Annotated in this window: 15 protein-coding genes; 5 read left to right on the top strand and 10 right to left on the bottom strand. The window is 61.1% G+C overall.

Annotated elements, in window-relative coordinates; translation table 11 throughout:
• Nucleotide 1 precedes the first annotated feature (1 nt).
• The 6 genes from V4T21_RS05295 to V4T21_RS05270 form a co-directional block, all read right to left on the bottom strand.
• Nucleotides 2-397 (bottom strand): SUF system Fe-S cluster assembly protein, encoded by a 396-nt coding sequence (locus V4T21_RS05295; RefSeq protein WP_332714119.1) that lies wholly within the window; start codon nt 395-397, stop codon nt 2-4.
• Nucleotides 398-409: 12 nt separating this feature from the next.
• Complete coding sequence (locus V4T21_RS05290) at nt 410-1,648, bottom strand: cysteine desulfurase (RefSeq protein ID WP_332714116.1); 1,239 nt, start codon at nt 1,646-1,648, stop codon at nt 410-412.
• On the bottom strand, nt 1,627-2,838 hold the full coding sequence (gene sufD / locus V4T21_RS05285; protein ID WP_332714113.1) for a Fe-S cluster assembly protein SufD: 1,212 nt from the start codon (nt 2,836-2,838) through the stop codon (nt 1,627-1,629). The genes V4T21_RS05290 and sufD overlap by 22 nt, the downstream gene beginning before the upstream one ends.
• Before the next feature lie 11 nt (nt 2,839-2,849).
• Nucleotides 2,850-3,602: a Fe-S cluster assembly ATPase SufC gene (gene sufC, locus V4T21_RS05280; protein WP_332715041.1), complete on the bottom strand. Its 753-nt coding sequence runs from the start codon at nt 3,600-3,602 to the stop codon at nt 2,850-2,852.
• Between the two features lie 81 nt (nt 3,603-3,683).
• On the bottom strand, nt 3,684-5,213 hold the full coding sequence (gene sufB, locus V4T21_RS05275) for a Fe-S cluster assembly protein SufB (RefSeq protein WP_332714110.1): 1,530 nt from the start codon (nt 5,211-5,213) through the stop codon (nt 3,684-3,686).
• 17 nt (nt 5,214-5,230) lie between these two features.
• The gene (locus V4T21_RS05270) at nt 5,231-6,373 is read right to left on the bottom strand and encodes a cysteine desulfurase family protein (RefSeq protein ID WP_332714107.1); all 1,143 of its coding nucleotides are present in this window, start codon (nt 6,371-6,373) and stop codon (nt 5,231-5,233) included.
• Between the two features lie 246 nt (nt 6,374-6,619).
• Between V4T21_RS05270 and V4T21_RS05265 the strand changes: the two genes are divergently transcribed.
• Both V4T21_RS05265 and tyrS read left to right on the top strand, forming a co-directional pair.
• Nucleotides 6,620-7,282 (top strand): alpha/beta hydrolase, encoded by a 663-nt coding sequence (locus V4T21_RS05265; protein WP_332714104.1) that lies wholly within the window; start codon nt 6,620-6,622, stop codon nt 7,280-7,282.
• Between the two features lie 142 nt (nt 7,283-7,424).
• A complete protein-coding gene (gene tyrS / locus V4T21_RS05260) occupies nt 7,425-8,678 on the top strand; it encodes a tyrosine--tRNA ligase (protein ID WP_332714102.1) in 1,254 nt (417 codons plus the stop codon).
• Nucleotides 8,679-8,732: 54 nt separating this feature from the next.
• Here tyrS and V4T21_RS05255 read toward each other — a convergent pair whose 3' ends face one another.
• Complete coding sequence (locus V4T21_RS05255) at nt 8,733-12,197, bottom strand: hypothetical protein (protein WP_332714099.1); 3,465 nt, start codon at nt 12,195-12,197, stop codon at nt 8,733-8,735.
• 148 nt (nt 12,198-12,345) lie between these two features.
• Between V4T21_RS05255 and V4T21_RS05250 the strand changes: the two genes are divergently transcribed.
• Nucleotides 12,346-12,807, top strand: a complete 462-nt coding sequence (locus V4T21_RS05250; RefSeq protein ID WP_332714096.1) for a peroxiredoxin — start codon at nt 12,346-12,348, stop codon at nt 12,805-12,807.
• A 72-nt stretch (nt 12,808-12,879) separates the two neighbouring features.
• Complete coding sequence (locus V4T21_RS05245) at nt 12,880-14,007, top strand: M23 family metallopeptidase (protein WP_332714093.1); 1,128 nt, start codon at nt 12,880-12,882, stop codon at nt 14,005-14,007.
• On the opposite strand, the gene prfB is transcribed toward V4T21_RS05245, so the two are convergent.
• The 3 genes from prfB to V4T21_RS05230 all read right to left on the bottom strand — a co-directional run bounded on the left by prfB (nt 14,008) and on the right by V4T21_RS05230 (nt 19,061).
• Nucleotides 14,008-15,124, bottom strand: a protein-coding gene (gene prfB / locus V4T21_RS05240; protein WP_332714090.1) for a peptide chain release factor 2 whose coding sequence is annotated in 2 segments (ribosomal slippage) — nt 14,008-15,057 and nt 15,059-15,124 — 1,116 coding nt in all. Because the reading frame shifts where the segments join, the coding sequence is not laid out codon by codon here.
• A 72-nt stretch (nt 15,125-15,196) separates the two neighbouring features.
• Entirely contained in the window at nt 15,197-17,617 is a 2,421-nt protein-coding gene (locus V4T21_RS05235; RefSeq protein ID WP_332714087.1) for a penicillin-binding protein 1A, read from the bottom strand.
• Between the two features lie 157 nt (nt 17,618-17,774).
• The gene (locus V4T21_RS05230; protein ID WP_332714084.1) at nt 17,775-19,061 is read right to left on the bottom strand and encodes an N-acetylmuramoyl-L-alanine amidase; all 1,287 of its coding nucleotides are present in this window, start codon (nt 19,059-19,061) and stop codon (nt 17,775-17,777) included.
• Nucleotides 19,062-19,643: 582 nt separating this feature from the next.
• On the opposite strand from V4T21_RS05230, the gene V4T21_RS05225 reads away from it, so the two are divergent.
• On the top strand, nt 19,644-22,235 hold the full coding sequence (locus V4T21_RS05225) for an Rne/Rng family ribonuclease (protein ID WP_332714082.1): 2,592 nt from the start codon (nt 19,644-19,646) through the stop codon (nt 22,233-22,235).
• Nucleotides 22,236-22,284 lie beyond the last annotated feature (49 nt).

Raw genomic sequence — 22,284 nt, 5'->3', positions numbered from 1 at the left:
TCTACCACCAGTTGAGCGCAACCTGCGCTTCCTCGCTCATCCGATCCGGCCCCCAGGGGGGATCGAACACCATCTTGACCTCGACATCCTGAATGCCCTCGACCGAACGCGCCGCATTCTCGACCCATCCCGGCATCTCGCCAGCCACGGGGCATCCGGGCGCGGTGAGGGTCATGTCGATGGTCAGTTTGCGATCATCGTCCAGATCGACCTTGTAGATCAGTCCCAGCTCGTAGATATCGACCGGGATTTCCGGATCGTACACGGTTTTGAGCGCCGCAATAAGATCGGCCGTGATCCGTTCGACATCATCGGGCGGCAATGCGCTGCCCCCGCCCACGAAGCTTGCGGTCTCGGCCGTTTCGGCCTCGGTCTTTTCCGGCGCGGTATCAGTCATGACGGTCCATTTTCAAAAGAAAGACTGCGCTTTTTCGATAGCCTCGACAAGCGCGTCCACATCGTCCTTGCCATTATATAGGGCAAACGATGCCCTGCATGTAGAGGTTGCCCCAAATCTTTGTAGCAGCGGCATGGCGCAATGGGTCCCCGCCCGCACGGCAACCCCATAGCGGTCGAGAATGGTCGAAACGTCATGGGCGTGGGCGTTTTCCAACATGAAGGCGAAAATGCCGCCCTTCCCCGGCGCCGTCCCGATCATCCGCAAAGCATTGATGCGCGAGAGCCGTTCCATGGCGTAGTCGGTGACGTCCTGCTCATGCGCCTCGATCGCTTCGCGGCCCAGCGAACGCACGTAATCGATCGCGGCGCCCAACCCGATGGCCTGGACGATCGGCGGCGTACCCGCTTCGAACCTGTGCGGGGGCTCGTTGTAGGTGACCATATCCATGGCCACTTCCTCGATCATTTCCCCGCCCCCGAGATACGGCTGCATTTCCGCAAGAAGGTCATATCTGCCGTACAGAACCCCGATCCCGGTCGGTCCGTAGAGCTTGTGCCCGGTAAAGACGTAGAAGTCGGCGCCGATATCCTGCACGTCGACCTTGGTGTGGACGACCCCCTGGCTGCCGTCGATCAGAACCGGAATTCCGCGCGAATGTGCAATCTCGACGATCGCCTTGGCCGGAGTGATGGTGCCCAGAACGTTCGACATATGCGTAATCGCGACCATCTTGGTGCGATCACTAAGAGCTGCCGCGAAGGCATCGAGGTCGAAACTTCCGTCCTCGCTCACATCCACCCATTTGATCACCGCGCCCTTGCGCTCGCGATGGAAGTGCCAGGGCACGATGTTGGAGTGATGCTCGGCAATCGAGATGACGATTTCATCGCCTTCCCCGATACGCGGGCCGACAAAGGAGGAGGCAACCAGATTAATGGCCTCGGTCGTAGACCGGGTGAAAATGATCTCTTCCGTCCGCCCGGCGTTGAGGAAGGCCCGAACCTTTTCGCGCGCGGCCTCGAACGCGTCGGTCGCCCGGTTGGCAAGCGTGTGCAGCCCCCGGTGGACGTTGGCATATTCGTGCCGATATGCGTAATCCATCCGGTCGAGCACATGCACCGGCTTTTGCGCCGATGCCCCCGAATCCAGATAAACCAGCCGCTGATCGTGGATTTTCTCCCCCAGAATGGGGAAATCCGCGCGTACGGCCTGAAGATCGAAAGCCATCAGGCACCCTTCTTGAGCCAACGCTCCACGATACCCGAAAGCGCTTCGGCGACGTATTCGTCCTCGACCGCCTCGGTGATTTCCGCAAGGAAAGCGCGGATCAGCATGGTTTCGGCGTCCTGCCGTGAAATGCCGCGGCTCATCAGATAGAACAGCGACGTCTCATCGAGATCGCCACAAGTCGCGCCGTGGCCACAAACCACGTCGTCAGCGAAAATCTCTAGCTCGGGCTTGGACAGGATTTCCGCCTCGTCCGAAAGCATCAGCCCCTGGGTCATCATCTTGGCGTCGGTTTTCTGCGCATCAACCGCCACGTTGATCTTGCCCTGAAACACCGCCCTGCCCCGACCGCGCGCGATCTGCTTGTAAAGCTCTGCGGAAGTCGTGTTCGGCACGCCATGGGTTACGTCGATCGTGATATCGCGATGCTCATCGGTATCGACAACGTTGAGGCCGAAAAAGTCGCCATGCGAGCCCTCGCCCACGAAATCGGCGAACACATTGGCGCGGGCCAAATGCGCGCCGGCGTTGATAACCACCGACTTGAACTGGACTTCGCCCGCAATGCGATACTCGATGTTGGCGAAATGAGTAGCCTGACGCGCTGAGAGGTCGACCACGACATGGGTCACCACGGCGCCATCTCCCAGAGAGACATAGCTTGCCGCATTGCCCATATGGGCTGCGTCGCTACCCGAGATCGTTTCGACGATCGTCGCCCGGCCGCCCGGCCCGACATTGATCTTGGCGCCCGACTGAACGTGCGCCGCCTCGCCTTCCAGCCGGCGATCGATATGGATCACCGGATCGACCGAGCCGGTCAATTCCAACGTCAACGATTCGGTGACCATGGCGGCGTTGAGTCGAACCAGAACGTCATCGCGCGTCGTCAGTACCGAGCCCGTCGTCTTGCCCACGATTACGCCCGAAGGCGCGGTCGCGGCCGCCTGCACGATGCCATTGCTGATGACGATGCGATAGGCGCCGGGAATATCGATAGCCGGAGCACTGGCGCTTTCCGCTGGCTTGGCCAGCGGCGGCACCTGCCCAAGGAGCGTCTTGAGATCGGTATAGTGATAGGTTTCCACGCGACGGGTCGGCAAACCAATGATCCGAAGACGTTCGGCGGCATCGGTCGCGCCGATGCTTTCGAGTTGTGCAACGAGGCTTTCCTCGGCGCCGCTCAGTCGAACTGGCGTTTGAATATTCACGGCGTCAATCCTCAGGCAACATTGGTTTCGTCGAAGTCGGCATAGCCCTTGGCTTCGAGTTCGAGGGCCAGCGACTTGTCTCCGGTCTCGACCACACGGCCGGCCGAGAACACGTGCACCACGTCGGGCACGATGTAGTTCAGCAGCCGCTGGTAGTGCGTGATGACCAGCATCGAACGCTCGGGCGAACGGAGCTTGTTCACACCTTCGGAAACGATCTTGAGGGCGTCGATATCGAGCCCGGAATCGGTTTCGTCCAGAATGCAGAGCTTGGGCTCGAGCAACGCCATCTGCAGGATTTCGGCGCGCTTTTTCTCACCGCCCGAGAACCCGACATTGAGGGGGCGCTTCAAAAATTCCTGCCGAACATCGAGAAGGTTGGACGCATCCTTGACGGCCTTCATGAACTCGGGCGTCGAAAGCTCGGCTTCGCCGCGCGCCTTGCGCTGTGCGTTCATGGCGGCCTTGAGGAACGTCATCGTCGCGACGCCGGGGATTTCGATCGGGTATTGAAAGGCCAGGAACAGACCCGCGGCGGCGCGCTCATCGGCTTCCATCTCAAGCAGGTCTTCGCCGTTGAACAGGATTTCGCCCTCGGTGACCTCGTAGTCTTCCTTGCCGGCCAGCACGTAGGAAAGTGTCGACTTTCCTGAACCGTTGCGGCCCATGATGGCATGCACTTCGCCCTTGTTGAGGGTCAGGTTCACGCCCTTGAGAATTTCGTTGTCCTCAACACGGACATGCAGGTTCTTGATCTCGAGCAAAGGTGTCGTCATTTCATTTCCGGCCGGGCGGCCGTCCCATATTGATTGGTGCCCTTTGGGCAAATTGTTCTTTCGAAAGGCTTAGCCGACGCTGCCTTCAAGCGAGATGCCGATCAGCTTCTGGGTCTCGACCATGAACTCCATCGGCAGGTGCTGGAGCACGTCACGGACGAACCCGTTGACGATCAGGGCCACGGCCTCTTCCTCGGAGAGCCCGCGCTGCAGGCAGTAGAACATCTGGTCGTCCGAGATTTTCGAGGTGGTCGCCTCGTGCTCGAAGACCGCTGAGGAATTGCGGCTTTCGATATAGGGCACCGTGTGAGCGCCGCAGCGATCGCCGATCAGCAAGCTGTCGCACTGGGTGAAGTTACGCGCATTGGTTGCCCGGCGATGGGCCGAAACCTGGCCGCGATAGGTGTTGTCGGAATTGCCGGCGGCAATGCCCTTGGAAATGATGCGGCTGGACGTGTTCTTGCCCAGATGGATCATCTTGGTACCGCTGTCGATCTGCTGCTTTCCGTTGGAAATGGCGATCGAATAGAACTCGCCGCGCGAGCCATCGCCACGCAGGATGCAGCTCGGATATTTCCAGGTGATCGCCGAACCGGTCTCGACCTGCGTCCAGGAAATCTTGGAATTCTTGCCACGGCAATCGCCACGCTTGGTGACGAAGTTATAGATGCCGCCCTTGCCTTCCTTGTCGCCCGGATACCAGTTCTGGACGGTGGAGTACTTGATCTCGGCATCATCCAGCGCCACCAGCTCGACAACCGCCGCGTGCAATTGGTTCTCGTCGCGCATCGGCGCCGTGCAGCCTTCGAGATAGCTCACATATGAGCCTTCCTCGGCGATGATCAGCGTACGCTCGAACTGGCCGGTATTGCGCTCGTTGATGCGGAAATAGGTCGAGAGCTCCATCGGGCAGCGGACGCCCTTGGGGATATAAACGAACGACCCGTCCGTGAAGACCGCCGAATTGAGCGTGGCGTAGAAATTGTCCGTTACCGGCACCACCGAGCCAAGATACTTCTTGACCAATTCGGGGTGCTCACGGATCGCTTCAGAAATCGAGCAGAAGATGATGCCCTGCTTGGCCAATTCCTCACGGAACGTGGTGACGACCGAAACCGAGTCGAACACCGCGTCCACGGCGACATTGCCGCTGAACGGCGTTCCCCGCGGTTCGCCCTCTTCCTGGACGCCCGCCAGAATCTTCTGCTCGGAAAGCGGGATGCCCAGTTTTTCGTATGTGCGCAGCAATTCCGGATCGACCTCGTCGAGCGATTTCGGACCCGTCACGCTCTTGGGCGCGGCGTAATAATGCTGGTCCTGGAAATCGATGGCCGGATACGACACACGCGCCCAGGTGGGCTCCTCGAGCGTCAACCAACGGCGGAACGCCTCCAGTCGCCATTCGAGCATCCATTCAGGCTCGTTCTTCTTGGCCGAGATGAACCGTACCGTATCCTCATCGAGCCCCTTGGGAGCCTTTTCGGATTCGATGATCGTCTCAAAGCCGTACTTGTACTTGTCGACGTCGAGCGCCAGCACCTTGTCGACCGTATCGCGGTCGATGTTTTCCTTAAGCGTCGGAATGTCGTAATCGGACATCAATAAATCTCCTGGTGCTAAGCCGCCGCGCCATCACGGCGATGGCGGCTCAGAACGGTTTCAAACGCCGCAAAGAAGGCGTCTATTTCTTCGGCGGTCGATGACCAGCCCAAACTGACCCGAAGGCCGCATTCGCTCAATTGGGGCGCTACGCCCATGGCGCTGAGCACATGGGAGCGCCCGACCTTGCCCGACGAGCATGCCGAGCCCGACGAGACCGCGATGCCAGCCAGATCGAGGCTCATCATCGCCACGGTATTCTTGATCCCCGGCACCGCGAAATTGACCGTCGTGCCGATCCGATCGGCCCCGCGCGAGAAAATCACGGCATCGGGCGCAACCGCCAAAAGCCTTTCTTCAAACCGGTTCGTCAATCCCGCGACACGGTCGGCTTCGAAGACTTCACCGAATGTTTCGCACGCCGCACCGAACCCGGCGATCAGCGCTGCCGATTCGGTGCCTCCGCGCCGGCCCTGTTCCTGTCCGCCGCCCGGAACCAGCCGGACGGTATCGGCGTGCCCCTTGACCAGTAGCGCGCCGATTCCGGCAGGCCCGCCGATCTTGTGAGCCGAGACAGCCATCATATCGGTGGCCGAAGCTGCAAAGTCCAGATCGCGCTTGCCGAAAGCCTGCACCGCATCGATGACAAGAATATGAGGCGTGGGTCCAACCATCGCTTCTATCCGCCCGCGCGGCTGAACGACGCCGGTTTCATTGTTGACCCAGGCAAACGTCACCAGAACCTTTTCTCCGGCACCATCGGCAGTGTCGATATGCCGCCGCAGCGCGTCGAGATCGACGATGCCATTCTCATCCACCCCGATGAGATTCACCGCAACGCTCGATGCTTCCGCCGCTTTCAGAGCCGCCGCATGGTCTGTGGCGCAAACCAGTACGCGATCGATCCCGAACGCATTGACACCCCCGACGATCGCCTGGGTCAGGGCCTCGGTCGCCGAACCAGTGAACACCACCTGCTTGGCATCCGCACCGGCAGCCCGCCCCACCTTGTCCCGCGCATCGTCGATCACGGCGCGCAAGGCCCGCCCCGGCCCGTGGACCGAGGACGGATTGCCCGTCATGGCAAGCGCAGCCATCATTGCCTCGCGCGCGCGAGGCAACAAAGGTGCCGAAGCGTTATGATCGAGATATGCGTTCATCGATCCTTCAATTTACCCCGGCGATCCATGTCTGAATTTCGCCGCAGCAAACAATCCTTGAAATTCGACTCGCTCCTTAAGTAAAAGGAGCGCTCACAAGCGCCGGAAAACCGGCGAAAACCATTTGGAATAATTCTAAACTGGCTTTAATGGTCAGTTTTATGGGCACCCAGCCCATTCGTCAAGCCGAGGCGTAGCTTGTGCATAGCTCCCATGCGGCCATATCGAGCGTAAAGGTAAGAGTAGATGCCTGAAGTGATTTTCAACGGACCCGAGGGCCGGATCGAGGGGCGCTATCAGCCCGGCAAGGAGCCCAACGCGCCCGTTGCGATCGTTCTTCATCCCCACCCCCAGTTCGGGGGCACGATGAATAACCAGATCGTCTACAATCTCTTTTACATGTTCGTGCAACGCGGCTTTGCGGTTCTGCGCTTCAATTCACGCGGCGTGGGACGCTCCCAGGGTCTTTTCGACCACGGCATCGGCGAGCTGTCCGACGCCGCCGCCGCGCTCGACTGGCTGCAGGCGCTCAATCGCGAAAGCCGCGGCTGCTGGATCGCCGGATTTTCATTCGGCGCCTGGATCGGCATGCAGCTCCTGATGCGCCGTCCGGAAGTCGAAGGCTTCATTTCGGTTTCGCCCCCGGAAAACCTCTATGATTTCTCGTTCCTGGCGCCCTGCCCGTCTTCGGGCCTGATCATCCATGGCGACAAGGACCGCGTGGCCCCGCCCGAAGCCGTTCAAAAGCTGGTGGACAAGCTCAAGCTGCAAAAGGGCATCACCATCGAGCAGCAGACCGTTGAAGGCGCCAACCACTTCTATGAGGGCAAGGTCGACGAGTTGATCGAGGCGTGCGGCGAATATCTCGACCGTCGCCGGGCCGAGATCGCCGCCGGCGGCGGGCGTTAAACCCTCGCGATCGTTTTGGAGCGCACGCTCCGGCGAATCTCATCCTGGGCGGCAAAGGGCGCCCGAATAACGGGATGATTTCGAGCCAAACCCGCCCGGCGCACCGCCGCCGGGCAGCTTCAACGCTCTGGAATCAAGACCAATGACACAGTTTAAATCCGAATTTCTCCATACGCTCTCCGAGCGTGGCTTCATCCATCAGATCTCCGACCCCGAAGGGCTCGACAAGAAGTTTTCGACCGAGATCGTGACGGGCTACATCGGCTATGATCCAACTGCCGCGTCTCTTCACGTCGGGCATCTGATGCAAATCATGATGCTTCACTGGATGCAGCAGACCGGCCATCGCCCCATCGCGCTGATGGGCGGTGGCACGGGCATGATCGGCGACCCGTCCTTCAAGGACGAGGCCCGCAAGCTTCTGACCGTCGAAGGCATCGAGGCCAATATCCAGGGCATCAAGCAAAAGTTCTCCAACTTCCTGGATTTCGATCGCGCGGAAAATCCGGCCATCATGGCCAACAACGCCGATTGGCTGCTGGAGTTGGGTTACATCGCCTTCCTGCGCGACGTGGGACGGCACTTCTCGGTCAACCGGATGCTGAGCTTCGATTCCGTCAAGCTCCGCCTCGACCGTGAGCAATCCCTGTCGTTCCTCGAATTCAACTACATGATCCTGCAGGCCTACGACTTCGTAGAGCTTAACCAGCGCTACGGCTGCACCCTGCAAATGGGCGGATCGGATCAGTGGGGCAACATCGTCAACGGACTCGACCTCGGCCACCGGATGCTGGATACCCAGTTCTATGCCCTGACCTCGCCGCTGCTCACCACGGCATCGGGCCAGAAGATGGGCAAGACCGCCAATGGCGCAGTCTGGCTCAACGCCGACGCCCTCTCGGTCTATGATTTCTGGCAGTATTGGCGGAACACCGAAGACGCCGACGTGGAACGTTTCTTGAAGCTCTTCACCACTTTGCCGCTCGATGAGATCGCACGCGTCGTCGCGGGGGTCGCGACCGACATCAACGAGGCCAAGAAGGTGCTCGCCACCGAGGTCACAGCACTGGTCCACGGCCGCGCCGCCGCCGAGGAAGCCGCCGCAACCGCTGTCGCGGTGTTCGAAGCCGGTCAGATCGATCTCTCCCTGCCGACCATCCAGATCGGCTGGTCCGCCCTGCGCGGCGGGCTGGGCATTCTGGCCGCCACGGTCACCGCCGGCCTCGCCGCGTCGAACGGCGAAGCTCGCCGGCATATCCAGGCCGGCGCTGTCCGGGTGAACGACGAGACGGTCACCGACGACAAAATGAGTCTCGGTGAGGCCCAGGTGCTTTCCGAAGGCGTCATAAAGCTCTCGATCGGCAAGAAACGTCACGTTTTGCTCAAGCCGGTTTGATCCGACTGGCAAACGTTCAAGGCCGGGGCAAGTCCCCGGCTTTTTTGTTCGGGGTCATTGATTGGCGGCGCGATATTCGAACAGCGTCCTGAAAACGCCCGGAGCGAGGATCGAGACCGGATTGATCAGCAGGTCCGGCTGGTTGAGCGGCCCGCGCACCGCGAACGTTACGCCAATCAGCCCTTCCCCTTCCCGGCCACCGAAGATCGGTCCCAGAATCGGGATTTGCTGGAAGAAATTGTTGAGCCCGAACAACGGCACATAGGTCCCCGCCAGATCGTATTGCCCACTCGAGGTCAGTACGTTACCCCGGATCGTACCGCCCACGGTGTCGCCATAAACCGCCGCGTCGACCAGTTCGATCCGGTCGGAAAAGCGCACGAATTCCGCCCGGCCGAAATCAAACTCAATTGCCGACGCACCGCCCATGACGGCCTGCGACTCGTCATGCGACCCCACGATTGCGTCGAGATTGGACTCATCAACCACGGCGAAATCGCGAACCACGAATTCTCCAGTGTCGGTTCCGCTTCCCTCGTCGTACCGCATCACCATGCTGCCCTCGCCGCCCACCAGTCGCGGGTATATGCCGGTAAACCGCAGCATATCGCCCAGATCGTTGGTGGCGTAGGAAATCACCCGACCCGAGGGCAATGGATTGGTCGCGGCTGAGGCCGATCCGCCCCCGCTGAACTGGGCGGCGAGATTGACCGCGCGCAATTGTTCGCCACGCACCGAGAGATCGAGATCGACGTTGAACGCGGCGGCGCCATAATGGCCGAGCGCCCGGTCCAAATTCACGCTGATGTTGAAAATCTTATCCTCAAGATCCTCGCTCGCCCCCGCGCTCGTATCGCCCTCGAGATTGAAAAAGCGGGCCAGGACTGGCTTGATGTCGAGCTGGGTACCGTCGACGGCTAAAGCATAGCCACCCTCGATCGGTGTCATGCTTACCTGCGCGCTATCGCCCTCGCTCACGCGGAAGGTGGGGAAATCGGCCGAGACGAGCTGGCCGTCAGGGGTAAATCTCATGTCACCCTCAAGGCGCACGGAGCCGAAGCCGAGTGAAACATCGGATACCGAAATTTCGTCCTCATCGAGCGAAACGATAGCCTCCAGCGTTCCCCCCGTTCCCGCCGCCTTGGTGATCCCGATATCCCTGATGGTCAGCGCAGTGTCGGTCAGATCGGCGGCCAGTTCGATGCGGTCGTCCTCCATGGGTGTTGCGAGCACACGCGCCGTTCCGCTCATGAATTCGGAAAGGTCGACCCCAAAGGCCGCCGCGTCGGCAACATCGAGTGTCGAGCCGATCGAAACTTCGGGCGCGCCATTCCCCGATCTCGTCGCCGTGATATCGATTTCCGCCTCGCCCACATTGGCGTCACCCACCACGCGGAAGCCTTCCTGCGATGCGGTAAAGGAAAAATCGGCGTCATCGAATTCGATTCCTCCGATAGGTCCCGTGCTCGCCATGTCGGTAATCGAACCGTTGAGTGCGTAATCGGTCCGCACCAACCGGCCCGTATCGTCGGTGGCTATCGTTGCGATAACCGTCGATTGAACCTGCCCGGTCAGGTCCGCCGCCAAATCCTCGATGTCGATCCCGACATTGAAGTCTTCGAGCAGATTGAGCGTATCTCCGGTCGCGACGTCCAAAATCGCTGGCACCGCCCCGGCCACATCCCCTGAAATCTCGAAGATCTGTTCGCTGGCCGAGATATCCTGGTTGATATAGGCCGCGTTGGTGATGGTCACATCGTTGCCGAACTCGGGCACCCGGGCTCTTTCGAACGTCATAGTCAATTGATTGTCGCGCATGGAGAGCCGCGCTTCGCCCTCCACCTGAACTTCGGGCAAACCCTCGAGCGGCAGCAATTGCAGGCCGTCTCCCACGAGGTCGATCTGCATCGCTCCCTCGGGCATCGGCTTTGGTTCACCATCGACCGAAATGCTGCCGACCGGAAACTTGAAATGCATGTCCGCCGCGCTCACCGACCCGTCGGCGACATATTCGGCAAGCCACTCCCGGCCCTCGCGGGCGAAAAGATAGGGCCAGAGCCGCTTGATATCGTCGGCCGAGGCGCCCCGTCCGCTCAGTGTAATGTCCAGCCCCACACCCTCGCGAACCATATCGACCCGCCCCTGCAGCACGACACTGACGTCCTCCTTGGCGCCAACCATCCTATCGATGCCCAGGGCGCCGTAAAGCGGGGCCGACCAGCCCTCGAAATGGATTTCCTCGAAGGGCTCCGTAGGCGCCTCCAGATCGTCGGGATGCAGCCAGACGTCATGGGCGCGGATGGACATGCCGAGCGTCGGGCCGAACTGGCTATCGAATCCCATGGCGATATCGCCGCCGATGACTGCCCTGCTCTGCCCGATCGCCAAATTCACATCCGAAAAGCTGAGCAGCGAGCGCTCGGGAATCCATTCGATGTCGATCGGTTCGGCCGAAACGGCGAACAGATCGTTGTTGAGCCGAAGCTGGGTTCCCGAGATATCGACGGTGATCCTGCCTGATTGGACGGTGGCGGTCGGACCGGTTCCAAGCTCGACCGCCAGCGCCAGAGCACCGGCGCCGCGCAATGCTGCCAATCCATTGGCATCGTCGAGAAACGGAACGATCGTCGAAAGATCGATGTTTCCGATATTGGCCTCTATTCGAGCCCCGTCTTCCTCGATCTCGCGAACGATCTCCCCCTGCATGGTCTGACCCGCGATGCGCGCCGAAAACTCTGCGGCCACCCGTCCGTCGATCCGCCCCGCACGAACGTCGAGATTAACCTGATCGAACGATTTATAGAGCCCATAGACGGTATCGAGCACGCCGACCGAACCGCCGCGTATCTCCAGCCTTCGGACCTGCCCTCCCATCGCCTGCTCGGCAAGCTGGGCCAGCGATTGATTCAGCGCTTCGACATTGAGCACCATCCAGTCATTGTCCGATCGCAGGCCAAGCTCTTCGGCCCGTTCCTCGCCAAGCGAAAGCCCGTCGTCTCCGATCTGTACGCTCGGCGCGCTTTGCTCGCCCTCGAAAACGCGGACCACGGTTTCGCCGGCATCCTCGGTCTCCATGAATTCGAGCCGGGTGAGGCGCGGGCCGAGCAGGTTCTGCACCATCTGGAATTTCGGCTCGATCAGCACCACACGTGCATTGGGACGCCCCATTGCGGCCCCGATGGGCGAAAGCGCGATTTCCAGCGCCTCCATCTCGATAGCCGCATCCGTCGCGCGCTCGGTGAGCGTGACGGTGGAAAGATGGAAGCCGATCGTGAGAGGCCCGGTCAACGACAGCCCGAAATCGTTCCAATCGACGACGAAGCTGTCTTCCACGACCCCTGCGACCGCGCCCTTGACCCGGTCGGAAAGAAAGTTCAACGAGATCGGCCCGAACAGCAGGCGCACGTAGAGAATCGCAAAGGCAACCAGCAGACCGATGCCGATCCAGGCCAGCACCTTGAGCGCCAGCCTTCCTCGCGCTCCCAGGATGGCTTGCCGGGGACGTGTCGTCTCACTCACTGTCAGGTGCAGGTCCCATATGATCGCGCCAAAACGCTGGAGAATCGGGTGTTAAGGCTGTCTGTTACCGACCATATCGGCTTGAATATGGCGCAGATAGACGGTTTGGGAAAAACTGGACGCTCAAGCGCACATCAGAGGCATGCACATGACGAAATTGGCCACCGGACAGATCGCTCCGGATTTCACCCTGCTCACCGACACAGGCACGCCCTTCACTCTTTCCGAACGGCGCGGCAAATCCGTCCTTCTCTATTTCTATCCCCAGGCCGATACGCCTGCCTGCACCAACCAGAACATGGATTTCACCACCCATGCCGATTGGTTTGCCCAACACGATATCCTTTTGGTCGGCATTTCGCCCGACAGCGTTGAAAAGCTGGCGAAATTTCGTGCCGACTATGCGCTTAAGCCCGTACTGCTCGCTGATCCCGACCACAAGACCATCGGCCCTTACGGCGTCTGGGGCGAAAAGCTCAATTATGGCCGGACCTATCAAGGGCTCATCCGGAGCACGTTTCTCATCGGGCCCGACGGAACGATCGCCCGCATCTGGCCCAATATCCGCGCCAAGGGCCATGTGGAACGCGTGGTAAAGGCGCTCGATTAGCGCGCCATTAACCATAGACAAGCATAGTCCCCCAATAGTCGATATGCGCTTGGCGTCTTTGGGGGACCATCTGTGCAAACGGGCGACAAGTCCATCACGCTCGGCCGGCAACAGGCCAAGCCGATCGCGAGCCGTAGGATCGGCGCATATATTCTTTACATGGCAATTGTCGCCCTCCTGCTCGGCAGTAATGCGCTGACCGGTCTCGCACTCTATTTCGCACCCGAAATCAACGCGCTGATGCGCGACGACAATTCCGGCCTGCTCACCGCCTATGAGCAGCGCATCACCGAACTTCGCCTGGAGGTCGACCGGCTCCATTCCCGGCAATACGCCCAGATGGGCGACATGAATCTCCAGATGCACGAACTGGTGCAACAGCAGGAAGTGCTTTCCGAACAGCACGAATATGTTCGGGCGCTCACCGAAATGGCGCGCGAAATGGGCATAGCGGGTCACGTTCCGCCAAGCGATTCCATAACGACAGGCGCGATTGCGCCCGATTCTTCGATCGGTGATACCGCAGTGCTTGCCGAGAGCCTTCTCGCCATGCAGGAAGAAACCCGGATGGCGCTCGTCTCCCTATCGGACGCGGCAACGCTATCGGCCAACGAAATCCTCACCCAACTGCGCGGCGTGGGCATCGAGCCCCAGACGGCGGTCGAAGGCGTCGGCGGGCCATTCATTCCGGCACAGGGGGAAGCCGGTTCCATCATCGATGAAGCCAATGCCGTCGCCGATGCTCTGGCTCACTACCAATCGGCCCGCCGCACCCTGTTGGCAGCTCCCGTGCAAACGCCGATCGTCGGCGTGGGCGCCGTCACCTCCAATTTCGGCAATCGCACCGATCCGTTCCTGAAGCGCGCCGCCTTCCATGCCGGCATGGATTTCCGCGCCACCACCGGCACACCCGTCTTGGCCGCCGCCGGCGGCACGATCACCTTTGCCGGAAATAATGGCGGCTATGGCAAGATGGTCGAAATCGACCATGGCAACGGATTTTCCACCCGCTACGCCCACATGAGCCAGATTGGCGTGACGGTGAGTCAATCCATAGCCGGCGGGCAACACGTAGGATTTTCGGGATCGACCGGGCGATCCACCGGGCCGCACCTTCATTTCGAAGTGCGCCGCGCCGGCAGCGCTTTGGATCCGGCCCGCTTTATCGCAGCCGGCCGGGAACTTGCCGCCTATTTCTGATCAGGCGTCTTCGGTGTCCGCACCCAGCCTTTGGGCCAAAGAGGCCTCCATGAACTGGTCGAGATCGCCGTCGAGCACATCGGACGGTGCCGTGCTTTCCACCTGCGTGCGCAGATCCTTCACCAACTGATAGGGCTGCAGCACATAGGAGCGAATCTGATGGCCCCAGCCGATTTCGGTCTTGGAGGCAGCTTCCGCATTGGCGGCTTCTTCGCGCTTCTGCAGTTCCAGTTCGTAAAGACGCGCGCGCAACATGTCCCAGGCCTGAGCCCGGTTCTTGTGCTGGCTGCGCTCGTTCTGGCACTGGACGACGATGCCTGTCGGAATGTGCGTAATACGCACCGCTGAATCGGTCGTATTGACGTGCTGCCCGCCCGCGCCCGAAGCGCGATAGGTGTCGATCCTCACGTCGGATTCGTTGACGTCGATATCGATCGAATCGTCGATCATCGGATAGACCCACACGCTCGAAAAGCTCGTGTGGCGCCGGGCCTGGCTGTCATAGGGCGAAATCCGCACCAAGCGATGCACGCCGCTCTCGGTCTTGAGCCAACCGTAAGCGTTGTGCCCCTTCACGAGGATCGTCGCGCCCTTGATGCCCGCTTCTTCGCCGGCGCTGTATTCGATGGTCTCGACCTTGAAACCGCGCCGCTCGGCCCAGCGCGAGTACATGCGGAACAGCATCTGCGCCCAGTCCTGGCTCTCGGTACCACCGGCCCCGGAATGGACTTCGAGATAGCAATCATTGCCGTCAGCTTCGCCCGACAGCAGCGTTTCCACGCGCATGCGCGCCGCGGTGCCCTGCAGTTCGGTCAGCGAGCGCTCGGCATCGGCCACGATTTCCTTATCGCCCTCGGCCTCGCCCAGTTCGATCAGCTCGATATTGTCATTGAGGCCGGCTTCGATGGTGCGCACATTGGCTATGGCGCTTTCGAGCGACTGGCGGTCGCTCATCACCTTGCGGGCTTCCTCCGGGTCGTTCCAGAGATCGCCCGATTCGGAGCGGGCATTCAGTTCGTCGAGGCGTCTTTCGGCTGTATCCCAGTCAAAGATGCCTCCTCAGCAGGCTTAGGGCCTGCTTGATTTCGTCGACCGTCTTGAGAACGTCTGCGCGCATAACTCTTTCCGCGTATTGAGGTTCAGGGGGCTGACTTAACGGCATTGATCGAGACAATCAACCGCCCGACCCTCAGAACAATCCGCCGGGATTGAACATGGGCTGCTGCTGGGAGGCCCCTGTCTGGATATTGTCGAAGGCCTGCGAATTGATCCCGATCACCGAAGTCATCAGGTTCGGCCCCGTTCCCGGCTTGAACGACTCCTGCACGCCCGAACCGCCGGCGACGATGCCGACGCCCGTCGTGGGGTCGATCCAGTCAGTATGCATGCCCTGCGGCATCTGGAACTGCGTCGGCGGCACGCCTTCGAGCGCGGCGGAAACGAAAGCGGCAAAGATCGGCGCCGCCAGCTCGCCGCCGGTATAGCTCGACCCCATGTTGCGCGGCGTGTCGTAACCCACATAAACGCCGACCGCGAGTTCGGGCGTGAAGCCCACGAACCAGGCATCCTTGTAGTCGTTGGTCGTGCCGGTCTTGCCCGCCACAGGTCGCCCCACCGAACGCACGACGGTGCCGGTCCCGCGCTGCACGACCCCTTCAAGCATTGAGGTAACCTGATAAGCCGTCATCGGATCGAGCACCTGCTGGCGGCTATCGATGATGGTGGGCGTGCCCTGCCCGTTCCACTCGGCCTGCTCGCAGCCCTGGCAAATGCGCTCGTCATGCCGATAGATCGTATCGCCATACCGGTCTTGAATACGGTCGATGAGCGTCGGGGTGATCTTGCGCCCGCCATTGGCGATCGTCGCATACGCCGCCGTCATGCGCAGCACCGTGGTCTCCCCGGCCCCAAGCGCCATAGCGAGAACGTGAGGCATGTCGTCATAGACACCGAACAGCCGGGAATATTCCTCGATCATCGGCATGCCCAGATCCTGGGCCAACCGGACCGTCATGACGTTTCGCGACAGTTCGATCCCGCGCCGCAGCGTTTGGGGGCCATAAAACCTTCGCGCATAGTTTTCCGGCGCCCATACGCTCCCGTCCGCATTGGCAATCGAGAGCGGCGCGTCGAGGATCACGGAGGCCGGGGTATATCCATTGTCGAGTGCCGCGGCATAAACGATGGGCTTGAACGACGATCCCGGCTGGCGCATCGCCTGCGTGGCACGATTGAACTCGCTTCCGGCAAAGGAAAAGCCGCCGACCATCGCGAGAACGCGTCCGGTGCGCGGGTCCATGGCGACCAGCGCCCCCTCGACCTCGGGCACCTGACGCAGCGTATATACGCCGTCGTCACCTGCGACCGGCTCGACATAGACGACATCGCCAACGCTCAGAATCTCGCCCAACGGCCTGCTGACCCACGAGACTGCCGAACCCGGCAACGTGCCTGTCACGCGTTCAGAGCTCACACGCCCGTCCACGTCGATTGTTGGCCGCAGCCCGATCCGCGCCGAATTGCTCTCCATTTCGAGCACGACCGCAAGCGTCCATTCAGGCACGTCCGAAAGCGGCGATACGCCCGCCAGCGCCGCGCCCCAATCCTCGCCGATCTCGACGGTCGTCTCGACGCCGTGGAAACCCCGTCGCTGATCGTAGGCGACAAGCCCATCCATCAGCGCCTTGCGCGCGTGGAGCTGCATCTGCGGATCGAGTGAGGTCCGCACCGACATTCCCCCGCCATAGAGTGCATCGAACCCATAAAGCGAAGCGAGCTGCCGCCGGACTTCCTCGGTGAAATATTCCGCCGAATAGAGCTGCGAACCGCCCTGACGGGGAATGACGTTGAGGTTCTCGGCCTTATAAACTTCCGCCTCATCGAGCGTGAGGTATCCATTCTCGGCCATGCGATCGAGAACCCAGTTGCGCCGCTCGATGGCCGCCTCGGGCTGGCGGAACGGATGGTAGTTGGAAGGCCCCTTCGGCAACGCGGCGAGATAGGCCGCCTCGGCATAGGTCAGCTCGTAAAGCGCCTTGTCGAAATAGTTGAGCGCGGCGGCCGCCACGCCATAGGAATTGAGTCCGAGATAAATCTCGTTGAGGTAGAGTTCGAGAATCTTGTCCTTGGACATCGCGTTCTCGATCCGTAGCGCGAGTATCGCTTCCTTGATCTTGCGATCCCAGGTCTGATCGGAGGTCAGAAGAAAATTCTTGGCCACCTGCTGGGTAATGGTCGATGCCCCCACCAGATTGCCCGACCCGCCATCGACCGCCTGCATGACATTGTCGCGGGCCGCGCGGAACACGCCGCCGATATCGATCCCGAAATGCGAATAGAAATCCTTGTCCTCGGCGGAAAGAAACGCCTCGATCACCATAGGCGGGATCGTTTCGACCGGCTGGAACAGGCGCCTCTCGCGGGCGAATTCGGCGAGCAGCGTGCCATCGGTCGCATGCACGCGTGTGGTCACCGCCGGCTGATAATCCATCAGCACCCGATAGTCAGGCAATTCCTCGCTCAGCGACCAGACGTAATAGGAAACGGCGCCCAGAACGATAACGCCGCAAAAAACGCCAAAACCGAACAGCCAGCTTAAAAGTCGAAACATGCAATTCTCACACTGGCATGTACCCAACGTGTCGCGCTGATCCCCGCGACATCCACTTTAGCAGAATCGCTGGCACTTGCGCGCATAAACCCTTGCCCCGTCATCAAAACGGAGTGTCCATTCCTGCTAAATCGAATTCGGGCGCGCGGTGATCGGCTCATGAGCCGGGGCGACTCCCATCGAAATAAACGGCGACGCCACGCGCCAGCGCTGCGGCCACGCGATCGAGCCACGCATCGGTGGTGAGGTTTTCGGTATCGTCGGAATTGGAGAGAAAACCCAATTCAATGAGCACCGACGGGATATCGGGCGAGTTGAGCACGAAGAAATCGGCCTGCCGCAGCGGGAAGCGCCGCAATTGCACGGATGGTTCCAACTGCTCGATCAGCGCCTGCCCGGCGAGATAGGATTGCCGCCGCGTTTCGCGCGAGAGCAGATCGACGAGCACATCGACGGCGCCTGCATCCTCGGGCGGTGAAAAGCCCGCCACCAGATCGACCCGGTTCTCGTTCTCGGCCAACACCCGGTCGAGATCGCTGCTCGCCAGATCACCGCGCGTGTAGATCGAGGCGCCGCGCACATCGGCCTGATCGAAGGAATCCGCATGCAGGGAAATGAACAAATCGGCCTGATTCTGGCGAGCCAGCGCGACGCGCTCGGAAAGCGTCAGGAACGCATCGGTGTCACGCGTCAGCGCCACGTCGAACCGTCCGGTCTCCACCAGCAAGCTCTGGAGCTTGAGCGCAAAGGCGAGGACGATGTTTTTCTCCTCCAGCCCATTCGTCGCCCGCGCGCCCCCATCCACGCCGCCGTGGCCGGGGTCGATGACCACCAGGGGCCGCACCTCGCTGGTCGCCGTCGTCGTCTCACCGGGCGCGGTCTGTCGCCCATCAAGCGTCGGCGCGGGCGCCGGTTGAGCGTCTGCATCGTCGGCCTCATCACCGCGCGCGTTCGCCGCGAAGTTTTCGGCCGTATCGGGCACAAGATCGATCACCAACCGGGCCGGCTGATCCTCGAAGGCATCAAGAATATAGGATTGCTGCACCTGCGCAGGCCCCGAGAGAGCGAGCGTAACCCGCACTCTATCGACTCCCGGCGATTCCACGGCGTAGCTCGTGATCAGTCCGTCCCCGGCAGGCTGATTGGCATCCCCTGCACCGCCCGTCTGCCCGCGCAGTTCGACAACGACACTCATGGGATCGACGGCTGTATGAACGGCAAATTCGGTGGGCGTCGTCAAATCCAGCACCAGACGCGCGCGGTCCTGCGTGGCCGTCACCCGCGAATCGAGCAGCGCCGGCGGCGCTCCCGGGCTGGTATCGGTCGCCTCCGCAGGCGCTGCCTCGACAGGAGCTGCCTCCTGCGCCAATGCGAATGGCGCATGAACGAACACATAAACCAGGGCGAGAAAAACCAGCCTTGCGCGCACAGCCGAAAAGATCATCGGTTACTCCAGTTCCGGCGCACCTTATGCGATTCTCAGGCTAAATTAGGCAAGAGCCGGTTTTCAGCAACCCATGTCCCCGACTCATTGGTCGGGCATGTCGATTTTTGCCGCCCGGCTTGAACTCATTGCCACCGAACGCCACATCCAGCGCCATGGGTCGCCCCGCGATTGACTCTTGCCAATTTGCAGGAACACCCGTAATGACTGTAATTCGGTGCTCTAACGAGTCTGCGGCGAAGCCCTATATCGCCTCCGGCGCGACAGCCGGTCTTAGCGGGCATGTGACGCGCGACTTGGCACCGTTTGCGAATATCGGATTGCCTTTAAATTGGTGGTCCGAATGGCAGAACCGCAACGGCTCTGCCTTTCTAGGACGAGGTCGAATGGGTTTGTTTGCGGCAATCGGCACGATCGCTTTTCCGGCGCGCCGCCACCCGCTGTCCCATTTCTTGACCCCTCCCCCTTACCTCCCCGACGCCGACAGCGTCTCAACGACACTATCATTCGCCTCGCATGGCGCCGGCGGTTTGCCTGGACGGCAGACCGGTACCGGCGCGCGAGCGCGCGGAGTTCTATTTTATGGCCACGAAAAGAATGTTGGTGGATGCCACCCACCCGGAAGAAACACGGATTGTCGTCACCAGCGGTAACAGACTCGAAGAATTCGATTTTGAATCCGCCGAACGGCGGCAATTGCGAGGCAATATCTATCTTGCCAAGGTGACGCGGGTCGAACCCTCGCTCCAGGCCGCCTTTGTCGAATATGGCGGCAACCGTCACGGCTTCCTCGCCTTTTCCGAAATTCACCCCGACTACTACCAGATTCCGGTCGCCGACCGCGAAGCCCTTATGCGCGCCGAAGAGGAAGCCCATGAGGATGAAGTCGACTCCGCCGACGAGGAAGAGGCCGAAACCACCGAGGGCGAGGACGAGCTTTCCGAAGACAATGGCGACGACGACCTCGACGCACCGCGCGAGACCAAGAAGGTCGAACAACTCGGCGAAGGCGATGCCCTCGAAGACCTGCAGGAGCGGCCGCGCCGCAACCTCAAAAAGTACAAGATTCAGGAAGTCATCAAGCGCCGTCAGGTGCTGCTCGTCCAGGTCGTCAAGGAAGAACGCGGCAACAAGGGCGCGGCGCTGACTACCTATCTGTCACTCGCTGGCCGCTATTCAGTCCTGATGCCGAACACGGCGCGCGGCGGCGGCATTTCCCGCAAGATCACCAGCGCCGCGGACCGCAAGCGTTTGAAGGAAATCGCCACCGATCTCGAAGTGCCCCAAGGCATGGGCGTCATCCTGCGCACCGCCGGCGCCTCGCGCACCAAGGCCGAGGTCAAGCGCGACTTCGAATACCTCATGCGCCTCTGGGAAAACGTTCGCACGCTGACGCTCGAATCCTCTGCCCCTTGCCTCGTTTACGAGGAAGGCAGCCTCATCAAGCGCACCATTCGCGACCTCTACAACAAGGACATCACCGAAGTCCTCGTCTCGGGCGATGGCGGCTATCGCGAGGCCAAGGATTTCATGCGCATGATCATGCCATCGCACTCCAAGAATGTGCAGGCATATAAGGACGATGCGCCGATTTTCTCGCGTTACAACATAGAGTCACAGCTCGACTCCATGTTCCACCCGCAGGTCACCTTGCCCTCGGGCGGCTATATCGTGATCAACCCAACCGAAGCGCTCGTTTCGATCGACGTGAACTCTGGCCGCGCGACCAAGGAACACAATATCGAGGACACCGCCCTCCAGACCAATCTGGAAGCGGCCGAGGAAATCTCCCGCCAGCTCCGCCTGCGCGACCTTGCCGGCCTCATCGTCATCGATTTCATCGATATGGAAGAGCGCCGCAACAACCGTTCGGTCGAGAAAAAGCTCAAGGACTGCCTTAAGAACGACCGTGCGCGCATCCAGGTCGGCCACATCAGCCATTTCGGCCTGATGGAAATGAGCCGCCAGCGCATCCGCTTCGGCGTTCTGGAGAGTTCGACCCACTCCTGCCCCACTTGCGCGGGCACGGGCCTCGTACGCTCGGTCTCCTCGCTGGCGCTGATGATCATGCGCGCGATTGAGGATCATGTGCTGCGCAAGCCCGGTCAGTCGATCAACGTCAACATGCCCTCCGAAGTCGCGCTTTATATCCTCAACACCAAGCGCGACACGCTGACCACGCTCGAGGCCAAATACGGCCTGTCGATCACCATTTCGGCCCAGAGCGGCCTCGTCGGCTCGCAATTCAATATCGAACGGGGCGAAGCCCGCACGCCGGTCGCCGCAGCGCCCGTGCAGCACATCCGCGCCGACGCCGCCTCGATCGACGACTATGAAGAACCGGAAGTCGAAGAAGAAGTCACCGAGGAAGCGGAAAGCGAGGGTGAAGCGGCCTCCGCCGATGGCCAGAACGGACGCGGCAGACGCCGTCGTCGTCGGCGCCGGGGTGGTAGCAATGGCGCTGTTCAGGCAACCGAAGTCGCGACCCCGGACGCGGAATCCGGCGATACCGAAGACGAGCCGCATGGCGAAGCGTCCTTTGCCGATGACGACGACCAGCCCCGCAAGCGCCGCCGTCGTGGCCGTCGCGGTGGCCGCCGCAACAAGCGCCCCAATGAGGGCTTCGGTTCGGACGAAACCAACGAGGAATCCGGTGACGTCGAGGCCGTAAGCGAAGCAAGCGACGCCGAAGCAATGGGCGCAGTCGAAGAAACGGCACCGGCAGCCGCCGAGGACATTCCGGCCGCACCCGAGCCTGTTGCAGCAGAAGAAGCTCCGGCCGAAAAGCCCAAGAGGCCGCGTCGCACCCGCACACCCAAGGCTGCCGTAGCGGAGCCGGAAACCGTCCCTCAGGAAGCCGTCGAAAGCGCCGAACAGGCGCCCGCCGCCGAGGCCGCACCGGAAAAGCCCGCCCGCAAGCCTCGCGCCCCGCGCCGGAAAAAGGTCGAGACCGAAGCTACGACCGAGACTCCAGCCCCGGCACCGGTCGAAGCAGCCCCCATCGAAGACGCTCCTGCGCCCGAGGCTCCCCAGCCCGAGGATGGGGCCGAAACGCGTAGCCGTCGCAAGAAAGTCGTTCCGGCGGACGAGATCGTGGTTTCCTCGACGGGTGAAGAGACCGATGAAAAGCCCAAGAAAGTCGGCTGGTGGCAGCGCCGCCTCGGTCTGGGCTAAAGGATACAAAAAGGGCGGCCCCGGTGGCCGCCCTTTTTTATTTTCGCCT

Origin of the sequence: Pelagibacterium mangrovi (assembly GCF_036662815.1) — a bacterium.
Classification (GTDB): domain Bacteria; phylum Pseudomonadota; class Alphaproteobacteria; order Rhizobiales; family Devosiaceae; genus Pelagibacterium; species Pelagibacterium mangrovi.
The sequence above is the reverse complement of the archived record's forward strand: the minus strand, read 5'-3'. Positions and strand labels throughout refer to the sequence as shown.